Source organism: Vibrio sp. EA2, from assembly GCF_033042495.1.
Classification (GTDB): domain Bacteria; phylum Pseudomonadota; class Gammaproteobacteria; order Enterobacterales; family Vibrionaceae; genus Vibrio.
Map to the genome: position 1 here is coordinate 72,584 of NZ_JAWLID010000005.1, position 17,202 is coordinate 89,785.

General features: G+C 44.8%; 19 protein-coding genes and 1 pseudogene. 11 read left to right on the forward strand and 9 right to left on the reverse strand.

The features are described from left to right. Positions 1-3: 3 nt before the first annotated feature. Positions 4-1,407 (forward strand): ethanolamine permease, encoded by a 1,404-nt coding sequence (gene eat / locus RXX31_RS13130; RefSeq protein ID WP_317589900.1) that lies wholly within the window; start codon positions 4-6, stop codon positions 1,405-1,407. Positions 1,408-1,506: 99 nt separating this feature from the next. Here the strand turns inward: eat and RXX31_RS13135 are convergent, their stop codons facing one another. From RXX31_RS13135 to RXX31_RS13150, 4 genes are all read right to left on the reverse strand, one after another. Next, complete coding sequence (locus RXX31_RS13135) at positions 1,507-1,983, reverse strand: peptide-methionine (S)-S-oxide reductase (RefSeq protein ID WP_317589902.1); 477 nt, start codon at positions 1,981-1,983, stop codon at positions 1,507-1,509. 105 nt (positions 1,984-2,088) lie between these two features. Further along, a complete protein-coding gene (locus RXX31_RS13140) occupies positions 2,089-2,445 on the reverse strand; it encodes a VOC family protein (protein ID WP_317589903.1) in 357 nt (118 codons plus the stop codon). Between the two features lie 24 nt (positions 2,446-2,469). Beyond that, positions 2,470-3,123: a nicotinamidase gene (locus RXX31_RS13145; protein WP_317589904.1), complete on the reverse strand. Its 654-nt coding sequence runs from the start codon at positions 3,121-3,123 to the stop codon at positions 2,470-2,472. A 32-nt stretch (positions 3,124-3,155) separates the two neighbouring features. After that, positions 3,156-3,881, reverse strand: coding sequence for an NUDIX domain-containing protein (locus RXX31_RS13150; protein ID WP_014233614.1), 726 nt, complete (start codon positions 3,879-3,881; stop codon positions 3,156-3,158). Between the two features lie 298 nt (positions 3,882-4,179). On the opposite strand from RXX31_RS13150, the gene pncB reads away from it, so the two are divergent. From pncB to RXX31_RS13165, 3 genes are all read left to right on the forward strand, one after another. Then, on the forward strand, positions 4,180-5,490 hold the full coding sequence (gene pncB / locus RXX31_RS13155) for a nicotinate phosphoribosyltransferase (RefSeq protein WP_317589905.1): 1,311 nt from the start codon (positions 4,180-4,182) through the stop codon (positions 5,488-5,490). A 192-nt stretch (positions 5,491-5,682) separates the two neighbouring features. Then, positions 5,683-6,042: an acyl-CoA synthetase gene (locus RXX31_RS13160; RefSeq protein ID WP_317589906.1), complete on the forward strand. Its 360-nt coding sequence runs from the start codon at positions 5,683-5,685 to the stop codon at positions 6,040-6,042. A gap of 224 nt (positions 6,043-6,266) precedes the next feature. After that, on the forward strand, positions 6,267-6,788 hold the full coding sequence (locus tag RXX31_RS13165; RefSeq protein ID WP_317589907.1) for a glycine zipper 2TM domain-containing protein: 522 nt from the start codon (positions 6,267-6,269) through the stop codon (positions 6,786-6,788). Between the two features lie 71 nt (positions 6,789-6,859). Here the strand turns inward: RXX31_RS13165 and RXX31_RS13170 are convergent, their stop codons facing one another. After that, on the reverse strand, positions 6,860-7,762 hold the full coding sequence (locus tag RXX31_RS13170; protein ID WP_317589908.1) for a DMT family transporter: 903 nt from the start codon (positions 7,760-7,762) through the stop codon (positions 6,860-6,862). Positions 7,763-7,854: 92 nt separating this feature from the next. On the opposite strand from RXX31_RS13170, the gene RXX31_RS13175 reads away from it, so the two are divergent. Further along, positions 7,855-8,739, forward strand: coding sequence for a LysR family transcriptional regulator (locus RXX31_RS13175; protein ID WP_317589909.1), 885 nt, complete (start codon positions 7,855-7,857; stop codon positions 8,737-8,739). A gap of 301 nt (positions 8,740-9,040) precedes the next feature. Here the strand turns inward: RXX31_RS13175 and RXX31_RS13180 are convergent, their stop codons facing one another. Then, on the reverse strand, positions 9,041-9,571 hold the full coding sequence (locus RXX31_RS13180; protein WP_317589910.1) for a copper resistance protein NlpE: 531 nt from the start codon (positions 9,569-9,571) through the stop codon (positions 9,041-9,043). Positions 9,572-9,959: 388 nt separating this feature from the next. Here RXX31_RS13180 and RXX31_RS13185 point away from each other — a divergent pair, with 388 nt between their 5' ends. The 4 genes from RXX31_RS13185 to RXX31_RS13200 all read left to right on the forward strand — a co-directional run bounded on the left by RXX31_RS13185 (position 9,960) and on the right by RXX31_RS13200 (position 11,391). Further along, a complete protein-coding gene (locus tag RXX31_RS13185) occupies positions 9,960-10,250 on the forward strand; it encodes a DUF134 domain-containing protein (RefSeq protein ID WP_317589911.1) in 291 nt (96 codons plus the stop codon). Further along, entirely contained in the window at positions 10,247-10,747 is a 501-nt protein-coding gene (locus RXX31_RS13190; RefSeq protein ID WP_317589912.1) for a NifB/NifX family molybdenum-iron cluster-binding protein, read from the forward strand. Before RXX31_RS13185 ends, RXX31_RS13190 begins: the two co-directional genes overlap by 4 nt. Before the next feature lies 1 nt (position 10,748). After that, on the forward strand, positions 10,749-10,958 hold the full coding sequence (gene nqrM / locus RXX31_RS13195) for a (Na+)-NQR maturation NqrM (RefSeq protein WP_317589914.1): 210 nt from the start codon (positions 10,749-10,751) through the stop codon (positions 10,956-10,958). A 238-nt stretch (positions 10,959-11,196) separates the two neighbouring features. Further along, positions 11,197-11,391 (forward strand): hypothetical protein, encoded by a 195-nt coding sequence (locus tag RXX31_RS13200; protein ID WP_264908281.1) that lies wholly within the window; start codon positions 11,197-11,199, stop codon positions 11,389-11,391. A 71-nt stretch (positions 11,392-11,462) separates the two neighbouring features. On the opposite strand, the gene fusA is transcribed toward RXX31_RS13200, so the two are convergent. Continuing rightward, positions 11,463-13,487 (reverse strand): elongation factor G, encoded by a 2,025-nt coding sequence (gene fusA, locus RXX31_RS13205; protein WP_317589915.1) that lies wholly within the window; start codon positions 13,485-13,487, stop codon positions 11,463-11,465. Positions 13,488-14,227: 740 nt separating this feature from the next. Between fusA and RXX31_RS13210 the strand changes: the two genes are divergently transcribed. After that, positions 14,228-15,616, forward strand: coding sequence for a carbohydrate porin (locus tag RXX31_RS13210; protein ID WP_317589916.1), 1,389 nt, complete (start codon positions 14,228-14,230; stop codon positions 15,614-15,616). A 43-nt stretch (positions 15,617-15,659) separates the two neighbouring features. Next, positions 15,660-15,758, forward strand: a pseudogene (locus RXX31_RS24830) (redox-sensitive transcriptional activator SoxR); the annotation flags it as partial. 16 nt (positions 15,759-15,774) lie between these two features. Here the strand turns inward: RXX31_RS24830 and RXX31_RS13215 are convergent. Then, positions 15,775-16,170, reverse strand: a complete 396-nt coding sequence (locus RXX31_RS13215; protein WP_317589917.1) for a DUF2391 family protein — start codon at positions 16,168-16,170, stop codon at positions 15,775-15,777. A 13-nt stretch (positions 16,171-16,183) separates the two neighbouring features. Beyond that, on the reverse strand, positions 16,184-17,032 hold the full coding sequence (locus RXX31_RS13220; protein WP_317589918.1) for a tetratricopeptide repeat protein: 849 nt from the start codon (positions 17,030-17,032) through the stop codon (positions 16,184-16,186). Positions 17,033-17,202 lie beyond the last annotated feature (170 nt).

The following is a 17,202-nucleotide window of genomic DNA, read 5'->3' on the forward strand; positions in this document are numbered from 1 at the left end:
ACTATGTCTAATCATCAGGAATATCTGGCCAAAAGACAGTTAAAAAGAGGGACCGCAGGCTGGATTCTGCTTGCGGGGCTGGGCGTATCGTATGTTATCTCCGGGGACTTTGCCGGATGGAACTTTGGTATCGCTCAGGCAGGCTGGGGTGGTTTCCTTATCGCAGCGATTGCAATGGCGGTGATGTACCTAACGCTGGTTTTATCACTGGCGGAAATGTCGGCAGCGATTCCGGCTGCTGGTGGTGGCTATAGCTTTGCGCGTCAGGCAATGGGACCGACGGGCGGCTTTTTCACTGGTTTATCTGTACTTATTGAGTACGCGCTCGCGCCTGCTGCGATTGTGATATTCATTGGTTCAGCGGTGAATGAATTGATTGGTATTGATGGTCCTGTTGTCTACGCACTTTTTTATGCCGTCTTTATCGGAATTCACATGGCTGGTGTGGGTGAAGCGTTAAAGGTCATGATGGTTATTAGTGGATTAGCGGTGTTGGCCATTTTGGCGACCGCAGGTGTACTGATAGGCGACTTCGACATCAATAACCTGTTTGATATTGCTCCAGCAACTGCTCAGGCAACAGAAGCGTTACCATTTGGTTGGTATGGTGTTTGGGCTGCACTGCCGTTTGCGATGTGGCTATTCCTCGCGGTTGAAGGGGTTCCTTTAGCGGCAGAAGAAGCGAAAAACCCGGCGAAAGACGTGCCAAAAGGCATTATCGGTGCAATGTTGTTCCTCCTACTTACAGCGACTCTTGTGGTTGTGCTATTAGCGGGTGCAGTAGGTTCACAAGTTATCGGTGATAGCGCAGTACCATTGGTTGATGCACTGAAACTAACTGGCAATCCGACGCTTGCAACGGCCGTCAATATTCTTGGATTAGCAGGTCTGATTGCGTCTTTCTTCTCAATCATTTACGGGTACAGCCGTTTGGTATTCGCGCTTTCTCGTGCAGGCTACCTGCCACAAAGCTTGTCTCTAACCACAGAGAAAAAAGTACCTTCGCGAGCGCTTTTCGTACCGGGTGTGTTTGGGTTCTTAGTTTCTCTAACTGGTGAAGGTGATTTGATTCTGGCAATGGCTGTTGTTGGCGCAACCGTATCGTACGCTTTGATGTCACTAAGCCACATCTTGCTACGTATCAAGCAACCTGAGCTACATCGCCCATACAAAACACCAGGTGGTATTGTTACTTCAAGTATCTCATTGGTGCTTTCTTTAATCGCGATGACTGGCGTTTATGCATTTGATCCTTCAGCGTTCTTTATGACCATGGGACTGTTCGTTATCGGTGGAGCGTATTACGGACTCTACAGCCGCAACAAACTGGTTGCGACTTCAGCAGAAGAAGAGTTTGCAATGTTGTCAGTGGCGGAACAGGAATTGGAAGCAGAAGCAGCTCGTTAAGTTTTGCTAAGCAGTCACTATTGTAAATAACCAAAAGGGAGCCTTGTGCTCCCTTTGTTTTTTAAGTCCGACTGAACAATATTCAGCGAATACTGGCTGTTAGCGGTTCTTATATTTATGTAATAAGTCCAGAGGAATATGGCAGTAATCATCCGGGAAGCGAGTTAGCCTGTCTTGGTGTTCGTCATCACTTGGCACGTAGTTGGTTAACTCACATACTTCGACCACGATCTTGGCGGCATCTTCTCTATTTGCGATGTAGCTTCTTACTCTGTCGAGGTGTTGAGGGTTTTGGCTATACACACCCGTTCGGTATTTTTCACCGACGTCCTCACCTTGTTTATTGACGCTGTAAGGGTCGATGATTTCAAAGAAGTAACCCATTAGTTCTTCTAGTGAAACTAGCGAAGGGTCGAATTGAGTGCGTACACATTCCGCATAACCGTCGTAGTCTGTGGCAGTGGAATGTGTTGTGCCGTTTGCGCGACCCGCTTCGGTTGCAATCACGCCGGGAAGGTGGCGCATAAATTCCTGTACGCCCCACAGGCAGCCGCCCGCAAAGTAAATCTCTTGCATAAATCTGTTCACTTAAAAGTTTGGCGCATTATGTCGTGGCATCAGAGTCAAGTGCAAGGCGCGACTTGCTAATCAGACCACAAGCGAATGTTTCTGGCGGTCGAATTAGTGACTTTCTGACCAAACCGCAAACTCATTGCCACTTGGTTCAGTAAAGTGGAATCGACAACCGCCGGGAAACTCAAAGATTGGGCGCAAAATATGCCCACCATGTTGTTCCACCTTGGACAAGGTCGCCTGAATGTCCGAACTATAAAAGACCAACAGTGCTGCGCCATTTGAGGTGTGACTGACAAGCTCAGACTTGAAGAATCCGCCGTCCAAACCTTGTCCAGAAAATGCGCTGTAATCCGGACCGTAATCGACAAATGACCAGCCAAATACTTGCTCAAAGAACTGCTTTGTCGCACGCAAATCTGTGCTGCCAAACTCTACGTAATTTAATTTTTCGTGTTGGTGCATGGTGATCTCCTTATCGCGATGATCTTATGCAAACTGCTCTACAATAATGTCATCAGCACAGTCAACAAATAACGCGCCGTTTTGTTTCATTTCAGCAATCACATCATCAAGGGTATCTGGTAATACTGCGCGTGTCGAAGCTAGGTTTACAACGACTTTAAACCCGAGATCTAATGCCTGCATCACCGATTTTTTTACGCAGAAATCGAGGGCTAATCCACCGACAACAAGCGTATCGATGTCGTTACATTTAAGGAACTCATTCGCTCCAGTCGTTTTGGTATCAGCAACGTCATGAAAGAAAACGCCGTATGGGTGCGCGTCTGGATCCATACCTTTATTGACCTGAAAATCATACTCCAGAATAGGTGGCAATCCGTCTAACAGTTCAACACCGGTTGTACCTAGTACGCAGTGACGATTCCATTTCACGTCGACGTTTGGCAAACCAACAGGCTCTAACATATTGGCTGGCGTTTCTGCGTCCCAAGCGGCTTTAGGCGGGTGTAAGTCGCGACTCACCAGTTTTAAACGACCTTTTGCGTGGTTTTTAAGTAGTTCCGGTACTATTTCAATGGCGCCTGCTACGGGTAGTTCGTCAGGGCAAAGCTCACTGAACCCTTTTTCAGGATCCACATCGAATACCGCAGTGGTTTGATAGTTTACTCGAACAGTCATAGCAGACTCCTTGTCTGTCTGGTTGCCTGCGCTTATCCACGCAAACAGTTTTGGAAAAAAGTGACTTCGTCGCTAGTGAGTGTGTACACCATGGCTGGTTTACCACCTTTACCTTTGTTGGTGGAAGCGACTTTGTTGGTTGGTTTCAGTACGCCTGAGTCGATCAAACGGCGCTTGATGGTCATGCGGCTGATGTCGATTCCAAACTCCTGATAAGCAGAAATGATGTCGGCAACCAAAAACTCTTTGTCTAACGCGAACAGAAGCACGGACGTGTATTCGATAGAAGCGCGCAACTTTTGCCAGGCTTTTTCGATGGTATTCTGATGGTCAAAAGCCAGAGTTTCCTCACCATCTAAGATGGCCTGCAGCGGGAACCACTTTAGGTGACATTCTGGAACGCCTGCGTTGTTGATTTGCTCGACATTATTGCGATCCACTAAGGCATAGTGGGTGATATTTAAACTCCAGTCGTCTGGATCTCGCTTCGGATCACCATCAATAAACGCTTCACTGAAATGACGAGGGTAAGTATGGATTTTTTCTCGGCAAATACGGCGACGTGCCGCTTCGAAATTTTCATCCGCTGGACGCCCGCCTTCATGGGTCAAATCTTTATCAAAGACAAATCCCCCCGGCAGTGCCCAAACGCCATGGTATGGGCGGTTCGGATTTGAACGCTTAATCAGCAACACTTCCAATCCTTTATTGGCACAGCCAGAGAGCCTGAATGGAATAATGTCGACAGTTACGATCATGGTTAGGTCCTAATAATAAGTTGTAAGTAATCTAGCGCATAATAACTGTTCATTCAATGGGTAAGTAACGATTTGTTCGTAACCACTTTTTGTCTTTTAAAGGTTCAATTTGGGTATAGAATTAACGATTTTTTGAGTTATTCACAATTGGTATCCGTTTTTTAAAGATAAAAACCTTATAAAAAAGAGTGGTTAGTAACAAAAGTTGACAAACTATAGATGGGTGTTTATTGTTTAGGCAAATTAGTTAGTAACAAAAAGTTATATACTCAGGGAAGGGTATGTGGAAGGGCACCGAATGACAACCAATCTATTTTCTTCTCGCATCATCCAAAGTGCTTTGGACTTTGATGTCTACAAAGTGAACATGATGAGCGCTGTTGCCGCTCTGTATCCTGATGCGATGGTGTCATACAAATTTATCGTGCGTAGTGAAGAAGATCTGTCTGATTTATTGCCTGTTGTAGAAGCAGAAATCCTTAAGCTTCAAGACCTTCGCTTTACAGACGATGAAATCAAGTACATGAAAAGTGTCGCTCCGTATCTCAAGCCCGAATTTGTCGATGCATTACGCCATTTCCGTTTTAATCCACAAAATGATGTGTCGTTGCACAATAAAACGATGCCAGATGGTTCCAGCCAATTACGTATCACGATCAGTGGGTTGTGGAAAGAGACCATTTTGTACGAAACCATCATCATGAGTATCGTTTCTGAAGTGCGTAGTCGTCTGCGTTGGTCGGATATTTCTTTCCAGCAATTTCAAACAGTGTTGGAAGAGAAAGTACGTTATCTTAAATCCGAGCTGAAGCGTCGAAACATCACCAGCTTTAAGTTTTCTGATATGTCGACACGTCGGCGTTTTTCTTTTAAAGCCCAGAAAACCATGTTGGAGTATTTATGTCAGGAGTTGCCAGATTGCCTGACAGGTACCAGCAATTACCATTTAGCGCGCAAAATGAACCTCACACCGATCGGTACGGTGGCTCATGAGTGGTTCATGGGGCATCAGGCGTTAGTGAATGTCCGTGACTCACAAAAAATTGCTTTGCAACGCTGGCAAAAGATGTTTAATGGTACGTTAGGCATTGCACTGACGGATACGATCGGTATTGATGCTTTCCTTAAAGACTTTGATGAAGAGCTCAGTAATGCCTACTTTGGTGTGCGTCATGACAGTGGCTGCCCATTCGCTTGGGGCGAAAAAATGATTCAGCATTATGAATCGTTGAATATTGACCCGATGACCAAGACTCTGGTGTTTACCGATGGATTGAACTTTGAACAAGCGTTAGACATTTGTGAGCACTTTCAGGGTCGAGTTCAGGTTAGCTTCGGCATTGGTACTTTCCTGGCAAACGACATGGGCGAATATATTAATGATAAAGGCACGGCTTATAAGCCTTTATCCATGGTGATTAAAATGGTCTCCTGCAACGATTCGCCTGTCGCAAAAATTAGTGACGAACCAGAAAAAGCGATGTGTGAAGACATTTTCTTTTTGATGAATCTAAAGCGCCGCTTTGAACAGCCTTTAGATTTAGATGAGTGCCGTGATCTCATTGATCGCTTAGAGAATGAAGGGCAAAACTATTTGATTGATGCCTAATTTCCAATCTATACCTCTCCTTGATAATCACCTTCTATCGTGTCGACAAAAATTAGTTAGGCTAACGTAGAGGGTGATTTCGTTATAGTATCTTTACCCAACGTTACCCACAGCGAGTTCGCTTAACTGTGTGTCTTACTGCTTCTTGATGACTTTGGGCTTCAACGTAATAGCTTGAATCAGGAGTAAAAAATGAATTTAGTTGTACATTTGCAGAAGAAAGCAATAAGAAAATACGGCTATGAAATGGCAACTCGTCAGGCTTGGAAATGTGGGATCAAAGCCAACTTGGTGAGACGGGTAATCGGCCTGTTCAAAGGACAAATCGTGTGCGTAGTTGAAGGCTGTCGTGCAGAGCTGTCTTCGCCTATCAATAACCCGCTCCATGATGATGAAAAACAAGGCCGCTACATTTTTGTTGGTGGTTTGTGTTGGGAACCAAACAACATTATTGCCCCGGGATTTCCCGATTTTATGTTTATGCACCTGCGTAGTATGAGTCACCGGCATAAATACTTATCAGACGATGAACTGTTCCTCAGTTTAGCCTGAACCTCAGTATCAATCAGTTTCGCTTAATGGGATTGCATCAGTGATAGGTGTCGTTGATGCAATGTCGGCTCAATTGACATGCCGTTAGTTATTTCTTTACGCCATTTTTAAAAAACGCTGTTTTTTAACGTTCTAATGACAGGGTGCTCATGTTCGCTTGATGTGTATTTGTGCTTCCGACTTACTATACCGGACATAGAATAAACTATGCTGGGATGTAAACCATGAATACTAAATCTATTGCAATTGCGGCCGTGGTTGTTGCTGTATTAGCAGGCTGTAATAAGGAGAAGACACCGCCGGCTCCGACTCAAGCCAATATCACATTGATTGAAGCAGTGACAGAAACAGTAAAGAACCCGCATCAAGTATGTAAGGATGTCGTGGTGACGCAGCAAGTTGCACCTACCGATGACAATAAAATTCTTGGCACCGTTGGTGGCGCTGCGGCGGGAGCGGCTCTCGGTAACCAGATTGGTGGTGGCTCAGGTAAAATCATTGCAACCGCAGCAGGCACGATTGCTGGCGCATTAACTGGTCGTAAGATCCAGGAAAATGTGCAAAAAGGCGATGTGGTTACGACGACAAAGCAGCAATGTCACACCGAATATACCACGTCAGAAAAAGTGGTGGGCTATGACGTCACCTATGAAGTTGCAGGTACGCCAACAACGGTTCGTCTAGCAAGTAAGCCAGCGACGAAAAGCTTCCCAATCCAAGATGGTAATGTCGTTCTGCCACAGTAATTAGGCGTTAAGCTAAACATAAATAAAAACCCCTTTGTCTTTTGGGCAAAGGGGTTTTTGTCTATTTGATATCAGGAAACTTGGGCCTGTTGCTGTTCCTGATGGACTTGAATTTGAGCTTGTTGTTTTCGAATTCGACGTTCGCGCTTCGAAAGCCAAATTAACGGCACTATTATCATGACCGTGCCGATGGCCATGAAAATATCCGGCACTTCGTCAAACCAAATAAAGCCAATCACGGCTGCGCCAATCAAGCCACTATACTCTGCGCTGGCAATCTTATTACTCTCTATCGAACGATACGCAAGTACACAAGTTGCCGCATATATCATTATGAACAGGCTGGAACCCGCAGCGATAGGGAAAGCGCTCCAATCCCAAGGCTTCGCCTCGATAAAGACCAACAACAACGCGACTGGAATACCCGCTAGATTGGTCATCAGCAAAGTGTGCATTACCGACTGTTCTCTTGGTACTTTGCGAATGAGTAAGTTATTGACCGCTATACATACTGCGACGACAAACGCTGAAATCGCTGCCCACTCGATCTGATCAGGACGAATGATCACTAACACGCCAAGAAACCCCATTATCGCAGCAGCGACAGATTGTTTCGAAAGCTGCTCTTTGAAAAATAGTGCGGCAATTGGCAGCATCATAAGAGGAGCTGCGTAGAAAATAGCGTTCGCCGTTGCCAGCGGTAACGATGAGATCGCAAAGACCATGAATATTGCGCCAAGTAGCCAGACATGAGCACGAATAGCGTGCCACTTAAACCCTTGCATAAATTGGTCCGGTCGATTAAACAAGCAAAAAGGTAACAGAAAAAGTACAGCAGAAACTTGTCGAAATAGGACGAACTGAAACACAGGCACCTCATTACCGATACTTTTAATCAAAGCATCTGAGATAATCGCAATTAGGTTGCCAAAAATTAATAGCAGCATGGCTGCTCCGACAGATGTCACTTTCACTTTTTATCTCCTCATTCTTTGCGCAAGAGTAGGTGATGACATAGGATGAAGGGAAGTGATATTTATTAGTTTAAGTATGAGATTTTTAGATAATGAAATTGCCACCTCTAAGAGCGGTTCACTGCTTCGAATCAGTAGCGCGAAATTTGAGTTTTTCGCTTGCCGCAGAAGAGCTCAATGTGACGCAAAGTGCCGTGAGTCATCAGATTCGTTTACTTGAGGATTATCTGGGGGAGTCACTCTTTATTCGCCAGGGTAGAAAGCTCTCTTTGTCTGATACTGGCGCACTCTATCTGGATGATATTAGCCCTGCGATTAGCGCAATTGCGATGGCAAGTCAGAAGGTACGCGAAGGTGAAAAGGGCAGTATTAGGCTGGCGATTTATAGCTCGCTGGCGGTGAAATGGCTGATACCGCGCTTGTCCGATTTTAAGCGCTTACATCCAGAAATTGAGCTCACGCTTAATATGGTGGCGAGCGATCCAGATCAGACGGACAGTGTCGGAGATTGTTTTATTACGGTACAAAAGCCAAAGCGAAACTATATGTCTGTTCATCTATATCAAGACATTTTATATCCGGTTTGCAGCCATAAAGTATGGAAAGAGATGCAAGATAAACCCATGCCAGAGGCGCTTTGGCAATATCCATTGCTTTCAACCGATTCTATCTATCGCGAGCGTGGAAAGGATTGGGCAGAGTGGTGCGCTGCTGGTGGGTTCTCCTTACCTGCTAATGTGGATATCCAGCATTTTAGCCATATGTTGCTGGCAATAGAGGCGGCGCGTTATGACCAAGGAATTGCGTTCGCGAACGACTTTATGCTCAATGAGCGCGATATGGCGCAAGATCTGGTCTACATTCCGTCTCATGGCTTAGATACCGGCGACAGTTTTTACTTTGTGCATAAGAAGAGTCGAGCTCAGCAAGCTGAGATTATCAAGTTAACTAACTGGTTGAAGCAACAATGTTTGTAAGGAAGTGGTGGCTGGCTATGTTGAGATGGTTCGAGAATGATACAAATCCGGAAAATTAACTGGTCAGGAAACAGGGTTCGATAAACAAACTCTATTTGCCATGGATGGCAAATCGAAGCCCCATGGATGCGTTCTTATAAACATACGGTGCGTGTTTGTGTTCGATGCCTGTTTTCTGGTTCACTATAATTAAGCATGACCACTTTCTTACTTAGGTATGAGAGGTTTTAGCTCCAGTAAATACAATTGAAAAAGCCGAGCGGGGTGCTCGGCTTTGAGGATTGATCAAAAAACGTCGTTGTTACTGTTGTTTGATTAAGTTGTAGTTAGAAGCAAGTTCACCCGGTACTTTCTCACCGTTCATGTCTAGTTTCATTAGCATGTTTTCGCCTACGAAGTACTGGTTCGGCGCGTCTTCGTTGGTTAGTGTTACCGTGCTGCCGCTCTCATCCCAGCTGAATTGACCTTCTGACTTGAATTGGCCATCTTCTTTGCCTTGGTAGCTTTGCTCAAGTACGTATGTACCGTCTTGGTTCAGAGTGATGCTGAGATCAATGCCAGAACAATCTGCACATGGTAGGGTACCTTGGTAAGTGCCATTCCAATCCAGTGCGTTGCTGGCATTGTGTTCATTGTCGACAAACGTTTCTGGTGAAATGCCTTGTTCTTCCACTGCTTGCTCTTCAGGCGCTGGCATTGCGTCAGTAGTTTCCGCGACTTGTACCTCTTCCGTTTGAGGCGTTTCTACTGCAGTCATCTCTGCCGGTTTTTCGTCTTGGCAGCCTGCAAGAATAATCACCGCTGTCGTTACAGCCAACATTGTCTTTTTCATTTTATCCCTCTTTCAATCAAGATTATGTATGTCACTAATGTTAGCTTCACTTATGAAATTTACGTCATAACAACGCAAGGGAATGATATCGTCCTGTCAATAAAATCGGTTTCTGGTAGGAAAATGTCAGAACCATCAGAGTAGTGTAAAGCTATTGTTTACTGGTGGTTTATTGTGAATTTATTTTGCACAAGCATAAAAATAGTCACGAATTTAGATGCATCTCCCTCTCTCTGATCTTTAACAATCTACGATTTTTGCAAACTTAGGTTTATGGCATATGCTAACAATGTTATTGGCGTATGCCATCAATAAGCGTAACGTGTACGTCAGTTATCTGTTTCTTGTGGAGTCATTTACGGTTTGATGAGAATTAAGGGGAATGATGGTGGCTAGACCAAAAATAGAACGGAGAATATGTGGGCGTGCTGCTCATCATTGTTTCAAACCTAATGGCGTACCTTTTCAGCAATTGCAACAAGTAGACATATTACCTGAAGAGCTAGAAGCGCTGCGCCTCGCGGATTTGGAGGGGCTAAGTCAACAGCAAGCTGCAGATCAAATGGGCATATCGAGACAAACTTTTGGCAACACAGTAAAACGCGCACGATTTAAAGTCGCAAAAAGTTTAGTTGAAGGTCATGCACTGGTTTTTCCCAATGAGGAGTCGAACTTATGATTTATGCTATTCCTAATGATGGTGAGCGAGTGGCAAATCACTTTGTCAAAGCGCCCTATATTGCTATTTATTCTGATGAAGAGGGTATGTTGCACAATTTAGCGAATATTGCCGCGATGCCCCAGTCTGGCTGTAAAGCAAAGTCCCAGATGATTCAGTCATTAGATCAATACAACGTGGATGCGGTACTGGTTCGTAATATCGGTGAGCGAGCGTTGGCTAAATTACTGCGTAACGGGAAGCAGGTCTTTCGGTTATCTGCTCGTAGTTCATTGGAAGATGTTCTGGGCGTAAGCAGAACGGCACTGACCGAACCGTCTCAAGGACGACCTTCTATCAACCATAAGCAAAAAGGCGGATGCGGATCATGCGGGTGTGGTGGCAAAAAATCAAAACCGTCACTGTTGGCTCGTCCGCAGAAGACCGGTGCGTTATTCGCAGCAAAATCCAGTCCCGCTATACTTAGTTTAAAGGCTTCAGATAACAAGGTTGGTTAGCATGGTCTGGGTATTTACCTTTGTTGGTTTTCTGCTAATTATTTTGTTGATGTCACTTGGGGTGATTTTTCACAACAAGCGTATTCAAGGCAGCTGCGGCGGCCTGAATAATGTGGGTGTCGATAAAGTGTGTAACTGTGAAACTACTTGTTCGCAATCGCAGCGTCGTTTGCATCAGATTTCTGAACCGGATACCACCCGTAGCAATTAACTGGTCAGCGCGCGCATATTAGATTCCTCGTCTCGCCAGGGCTCGCTGGGATGATGCAGATAAAATCTTAAGCGATTCGCATTAGTCTCATTGTCTGCATTATGGATATCAAACTAGCAGTGGTGATATGCACCTTGTTGAATTTAACTTGCTCGAGTGTCTAAATTTTGCACAGAGATTTGTTGGTCTCCAAATTTCGTTCTACGCTTAAGATTGGTGTTAATAAAGGAGAACCAATATGGCTGTAATGAAGCAAGATATTCCACACCGTGTAACGGTTTACCATGACAACATGGATCAGGAACAAGAACTGAAAAATGCGATGTTGCCAGAGAAACCACGTTACTTTAACGGTTCACCGACTTACAAAGCGGAAAGTATCGAAGAATTCGAAAGTAAAATCAGTCAAATTGGGTTGTCGCTAGATAAATAGCTCCGAATACAAATAGAAAGAACGCGCCCTCAACATGAGGGCGCTTTTATTTGTAGAGTGTTATTGATTAACTAGTTCTGTTGGGTACTGCTTTGACAAACTTGTTTCTGAACGGCTGGTGGCGCTGGCTCATAATGACTTAACGTCATACTGAAGCTGCCTTCACCACCAGTGATAGCGCGCAGTCTTCGGGCGTAATCTTGTAGTTCATTCACCGGAGATTTCGCTCTGATCAGGGTGAAGTTGTTATCGACTGGCTCTGTGCCTTCAATTAATCCTCGGTTACCAGATAAATCGCCTGACACATCCCCCACGTTAATGGTCGGAATGTGCAATTCCATCTGAATAATCGGCTCAAGCACAATCGGATCGGCATTATTCACCGCATCCAAGAACGCCTTTTTACCCGCAATGACAAATGCTATCTCTTTTGAGTCAACCGAATGGAATTTACCATCATAGACTGTCACTTCGAGATCTTTGATTGGGTTACCAGAGATGGCACCTTCTTCCAGTGCTTGCATTATCCCTTTCTCGACAGCAGGAATAAGGGCGGTAGGGATCGCGCCTCCGACGACTTTATTGATGAACTTGAACCCTGCACCACGCTCCAAAGGGCGAACTCTTAGCTGGACTTCACCGAACTGACCTGCACCTCCACTCTGTTTCTTGTGTCTATAATGACCTTCGGCAGGTTTGGTTATGGTCTCAAAGTATTCGACACTTGGCTGGCATGTTTCGACATCTAGCTTGTATATATTCGCCATTTTTTCCAAGGCAACTTTGAGGTGGAATTCACCTTGCCCGCTAATGATGGTTTCGTTGGTTCTTGCACGATGTTCGATACGTAAAGAAGGATCTTCACTGGCTATCTTGTTGAGCACATCGCCCAGTTTTTGTTCGTCTCCGCGTTTTAACGGTTTTAAGCATAGTGAGTACATGGAGTCTGGGAAATTGAGCGTTTTTAGCACAACGCCATCTTCGTCATGAGAGTCATGTACGATGGAGTCGAATTCGAGCTCATCCACTTTAGCGAGTACACAAAAATCTCCTGCTAACGCGCGAGGAATTTCTTTTCGTTCTTTACCCTGCAACTGGTACAAGTGTCCCACTTTAAACGCCTTGTTGCTTTCACCGATATAAAGCTGACTGCCGGCGTTAATTTCACCCTGGTAAACGCGAAGGTAAGCAAGTTTACCCATGTAAGGATCGACGCTGACTTTATAAACGTGCGCAACGGTGTGTTCTAAGGTTTCACAGTTTACTTTTATCTTTTTACCGTTTTTCTCTAGCAGTGGCGGGTTACCTTCGTTTGGCATCGGCATAATTTCAGCCAGAGTGCGAAGGAGTAGTTCGACACCCGCTCCAGTCTGCGCGGAGACAAAGCAGATTGGAATCACGTGACCGGTTCTGAGCGCTTCTTCAAACGGGTCATGCAGTTGTTCAGCGGTGAGTTCTGAGCCTTGCTCCAAATACAGTTCCATTAACTCTTCATCAACTTCGATGACTTGATCAATCAGAGTTTCATGCGCTTCAGTGACCTTTGCCAGTTGTGTTTCTCGTTCCAGTTCTGGCTCAAAGTAGCAATCAACAACGGATTGTCCATCAGCAGAAGGTAAGTTGATGGGTAGACATTTGTCACCAAAGTGCTCGACGATGTTATCCATCAGTTTCTGTAGCTGATTGCCGTGGTTATCAAGTTTATTGATGATTATCATCTGGCATTTCTGCTGTTCTCGTGCGAAGGCAAACAAGCGATCAGAAGTTTGGTTAAGTGGTGTTTGTGGATCGACGATAAGGGCGGATGTTTCAACGGCGGGAAATACACTGATTGTTCGGCCCAGTAATTCGCCTTGTCCCGGAGTGTCAATAATGTTTAGTCGGTGATCTTTCCATCGTAGTGCGACAGGCGTCGCTTCAATGCTGTGTTGATACTGAATAGATTGAGGGTCGAAGTCGGTAACGGTATCGCCTTTTTCTACACTTCCCAGGTGGTGGGTCGCGTCACACGTGAAAAGTAATTTTTCGACGAGGGTCGTTTTGCCAGTTCCGGTCTGCCCGACAAAAGCGATGTTGCGGATGTAATTGATAGGCATAAAGCCTCCTTGCAAGAAGACGTGAGGAAACCTGTTATTAGGTCACGAACTGCATTGGAGTAGGGCGGGTTTACCGCCTATTCGTCTTCCATGTCATTTTCCGGATGACTTTATGCATACAACCGCCTTGCTAGAAAAGCACGTTAAGAGTTTATTACGATATTAGAAGCTGTTGACCAACTTTGGTGACTTTTTATTGAGACGTTGCCTATTGGTCGCTAAAAAATAATGTCACTAAGTTTTTATAGCATGGCTCAATAACCATATTTTTTATGTGACTTATTTCATGCTGGTGCTGATTGCTCTTTATTCAAGATCATAAACTCGAAGGATCTTGCATTAAGTCTGGATTCTTAAGCTTAATTTTGAGGGAATCTACTTGCATAGCAGCATAAACCCCTGCCAAGCGCGTGATGGTTACTCCTTACGTTATTCTGCTCTCTGATTGTCACTCAATGTTCTTCCTGTTTATTTTCACACCGTCGTGAAAATGTGATCAGTACCAAGTGATCACTCAATAAATCGTGATGTTGTTAATACTTTTTATTAATTTTCGGGATCGTTCCCGATTTGTTTTATATAGTGATTTACGAATTATTTATGGCGTTAACTCATTTAAGTTCAATCCTGTAATTGAATTTTGGTCTGTTCTTTAGAGTTTTAGTCCACATTTAATCGATTTTGTCGGGAACGTTTGCCCCTATCTCGAAATAATCAAATTAATGTTGGAGAAATAAATAATGAAAGCGAATGTATTGGCATTAAGTATTGCTACCGCTCTGTTACCTACAACATTTGCCCACGCAAATGAAGAAATGGACGCCCTAGAAGCTCGTATTAGCGAATTAGAATCCAGATTAGAGCAAACTGAGCAAGTTGCGAATAAAGCCGACAACACAGCATCACAATTTGAGTTCCATGGATATGCGCGTGCAGGTATTTTGATAAATGATGACCTAAACGGTGCAACGGGAACAGGACCTTACATGACGGCCGCGGGCGCGATAGGTGCTCCAGTTGGTCGCTTAGGCTTGGAGGATGATAACTACTTAGAAGCGAACCTGATCCACAACCGTTATATGGATGATGGCTCTAGTGCTCGATTCCACATTATGTTGGCGGACAGTGTCGAAAGCAGCAATGATTGGACGGCTGGCGACAGCCAATTAAATGTTCGTCAGGTCTATGCTGAACTGAAGAGTTTGCCATCGTTCAGTGGAGCGTTTGACAATGCGACAGTATGGGCAGGTAAGCGTTTCGACCGTGATAACTTTGATATTCACTTTTTCGACTCGGATATCGTGTTCCTAGCGGGTACTGGTGCAGGTGTTTACGATGTCCAGATTACCGATGAGTGGAAATCAAATTTCTCTATCTATGGTCGTGACTTCGGTGAAATTGATAGCTCAAGTACTGATATTGAGAACTACATTGCGACGACCAATAACCGTATTGGCAACTTCCAGGTGATGTTGAGTGGTATGGTATCTTCGGACAACGAGGACAGAACATCCAGCAACACATCACCAACACAGCGCGCAGAAAGCGGTGTACATGCTCTGTTTGCTTACCACGCTGACAGTTTCTACGGTGTGAATGATGGTTTTTCTAAAACTGGTTTTTCGATTGGTCAGGGACTGGGTGCTGAGCTCAAAGGCATCGGTTCAAATGGTGATTTGAACGACGACGCAGAGGCGATTCGTGCGTTTTCATACGGCGTAACTCGTTTTGCGGACAACTGGAGAATCGCACCAGCGCTGATGGCGGAATACAGCCAGGATCGAGTGAAAACCAATGATGAGTTTATGTGGGCTTCTGTAAACGTTCGTTTGGCTCAAGAGCTTACAGAAAACTTTGAAATGGTTTACGAAGGTACCTACCAGTACATGGACTTGGACAACAGTGTTGAGCAAGCGAGTGGTGGTTTCTACAAAGCGACAGTAGCGCCAACGCTTAAACTAGCTACCGCGGCGGGTTTCTTTGACCGTCCTGAACTGCGCTTTGCCGTCAGCTACGTTGATTGGAGTGATGAGCTTGAGAATTACTCAGTGAGCGTCGATGACAGCGCAAGCACAATGGGACGTGGAGGTGAAACTGTGTTCGCTCTACAAATGGAAACTTGGTTCTAAGTTTTTGACCATTTAAGGCTCTGATGACAAAGAGGATGACAGTGTTGGCTGTCATCCTCTTTCTTTCATTCTCTCACACTTATCGTTGCGTAACCCAGAAGGTGTGTTGGGCAAAGACCATTCAGGCTCAAACCTGACGTAGGATGCGTAACACGGCTTTACTCTTTGTCGAAACTGTCGACAACGATCGCGCCCATTGAGGCAGGCATCGTAATGACGATAGTACGTTTCAGCGCGACTAATGGATCTGACATTATTGGAAGTTTATCGAGGCAAAGCAGTACAAGTGCCACAACCACGGCGGCGATTGAATACGCGATGAACACGCGAAAAATAAAGATTGAGACTCGGTGTCGAATCCGGCTCTGAAACACGCTCTGATAAGCGAAAAAGCTCAGGAAGATGACCGAAAGGCTTAGTAACATGAGCAGGTTGGTCATTGGCAAGCTCTCGCCCAAGCGCCACGCTTCTTCAGAAAAAGAAATCGGTACCGCAAGGGCAAAAGCGCCAACCAATACCTGGCTGGCATCTTCTAAGTTAAAGTGACGGCTCATCTGGTTTATTCCGTTACTCGTGGTGGAGGTGTAATAGCTTCTCAAATCGCTCATTGCCGTGTAGCAATTCAAGATCGCGTTCTTCAGCCAACAGGTCACGTATAGAAGGGCTGTATTCAATTGAGCGTTCTAAATCTTCAATCGCTTGCTCTTCAACCCCTAATCGAGAATAAGCACAGGCACGTTGATAAAGTGCCGGGCCATTCGTGTAGTCCACTTCTAACACGCGATTACAAATGCTGAGTGCCCAATGGTATTCGTTGATTTCCATTGCCGCATCCGCTTTATAAGTGAGTGCCTCCAAATCACCTGGACGAATAACCAAAATCTCATCATAGATTTCAATTCGCTGTTCCGGTGTTTGTGAGCTTTGCGCACGCAGCCATAAATTGTGGATTTCGTTGATTTTTTCGATTTCTTTGTTGTTCTCACTGATGATGCGTGTTTTACGCTTCAAGTCTCTTTCCAGTGCAACAAACTTTTTCTCATATTCTCGGGCAATTTTGTCCAATCGCTTATCGGCCATTTCTTTGGTGTTGTGCTTGAACTCACGTAGTGATTGCCAGCCAACAAAAGCGATCAGTGAGGCCACACCTGCAATGATGTAAAAGAAGTACGTCACGGTTACGTTGGCATAGTTCAACGATTTATCAGCGACGCTAAGCTCTCGGTCGGTGATTTCTGTAATCGTGCGTTTTTCTAAGTTTTGGAAATCCTGACGCAGCGCTTTAAGCTCGTCTAAAATATAGCGCTCCATAAGCGGTCTATCTAACAAATCTGATTCGGAGTACTTTTCTTCAGACGCCACAGCGGACGAAAGAGAAAGAAACAGCGAGATAAAAATAGCAATGAATAAGCGCATAAAACGTCCTTTCGCGTTAACAATACAGATAGACCATGCAACAATAACAAATAGCACAAACGATTAGCAAAGTTCTCTGAAAAGAAATATTTGCCTGATTTTTACGCGCCTTTTCAGCCCCGCAATACTTGGGTGATAACAAGGTTAGGTAATCTTTTAAATTTTAGAAT

What these genes read in the sequence shown, in the direction of transcription:
- eat (WP_317589900.1), top strand. Translation starts at nt 4, where the DNA reads ATGTCTAATCATCAGGAATATCTGGCCAAAAGACAGTTAAAAAGAGGG.
- RXX31_RS13135 (WP_317589902.1), bottom strand. Translation starts at nt 1,983, where the DNA reads ATGCAAGAGATTTACTTTGCGGGCGGCTGCCTGTGGGGCGTACAGGAA.
- RXX31_RS13140 (WP_317589903.1), bottom strand. Translation starts at nt 2,445, where the DNA reads ATGCACCAACACGAAAAATTAAATTACGTAGAGTTTGGCAGCACAGAT.
- RXX31_RS13145 (WP_317589904.1), bottom strand. Translation starts at nt 3,123, where the DNA reads ATGACTGTTCGAGTAAACTATCAAACCACTGCGGTATTCGATGTGGAT.
- RXX31_RS13150 (WP_014233614.1), bottom strand. Translation starts at nt 3,881, where the DNA reads ATGATCGTAACTGTCGACATTATTCCATTCAGGCTCTCTGGCTGTGCC.
- pncB (WP_317589905.1), top strand. Translation starts at nt 4,180, where the DNA reads ATGACAACCAATCTATTTTCTTCTCGCATCATCCAAAGTGCTTTGGAC.
- RXX31_RS13160 (WP_317589906.1), top strand. Translation starts at nt 5,683, where the DNA reads ATGAATTTAGTTGTACATTTGCAGAAGAAAGCAATAAGAAAATACGGC.
- RXX31_RS13165 (WP_317589907.1), top strand. Translation starts at nt 6,267, where the DNA reads ATGAATACTAAATCTATTGCAATTGCGGCCGTGGTTGTTGCTGTATTA.
- RXX31_RS13175 (WP_317589909.1), top strand. Translation starts at nt 7,855, where the DNA reads ATGAAATTGCCACCTCTAAGAGCGGTTCACTGCTTCGAATCAGTAGCG.
- RXX31_RS13180 (WP_317589910.1), bottom strand. Translation starts at nt 9,571, where the DNA reads ATGAAAAAGACAATGTTGGCTGTAACGACAGCGGTGATTATTCTTGCA.
- RXX31_RS13190 (WP_317589912.1), top strand. Translation starts at nt 10,247, where the DNA reads ATGATTTATGCTATTCCTAATGATGGTGAGCGAGTGGCAAATCACTTT.
- nqrM (WP_317589914.1), top strand. Translation starts at nt 10,749, where the DNA reads ATGGTCTGGGTATTTACCTTTGTTGGTTTTCTGCTAATTATTTTGTTG.
- RXX31_RS13200 (WP_264908281.1), top strand. Translation starts at nt 11,197, where the DNA reads ATGGCTGTAATGAAGCAAGATATTCCACACCGTGTAACGGTTTACCAT.
- fusA (WP_317589915.1), bottom strand. Translation starts at nt 13,487, where the DNA reads ATGCCTATCAATTACATCCGCAACATCGCTTTTGTCGGGCAGACCGGA.
- RXX31_RS13210 (WP_317589916.1), top strand. Translation starts at nt 14,228, where the DNA reads ATGAAAGCGAATGTATTGGCATTAAGTATTGCTACCGCTCTGTTACCT.
- RXX31_RS13215 (WP_317589917.1), bottom strand. Translation starts at nt 16,170, where the DNA reads ATGAGCCGTCACTTTAACTTAGAAGATGCCAGCCAGGTATTGGTTGGC.
- RXX31_RS13220 (WP_317589918.1), bottom strand. Translation starts at nt 17,032, where the DNA reads ATGCGCTTATTCATTGCTATTTTTATCTCGCTGTTTCTTTCTCTTTCG.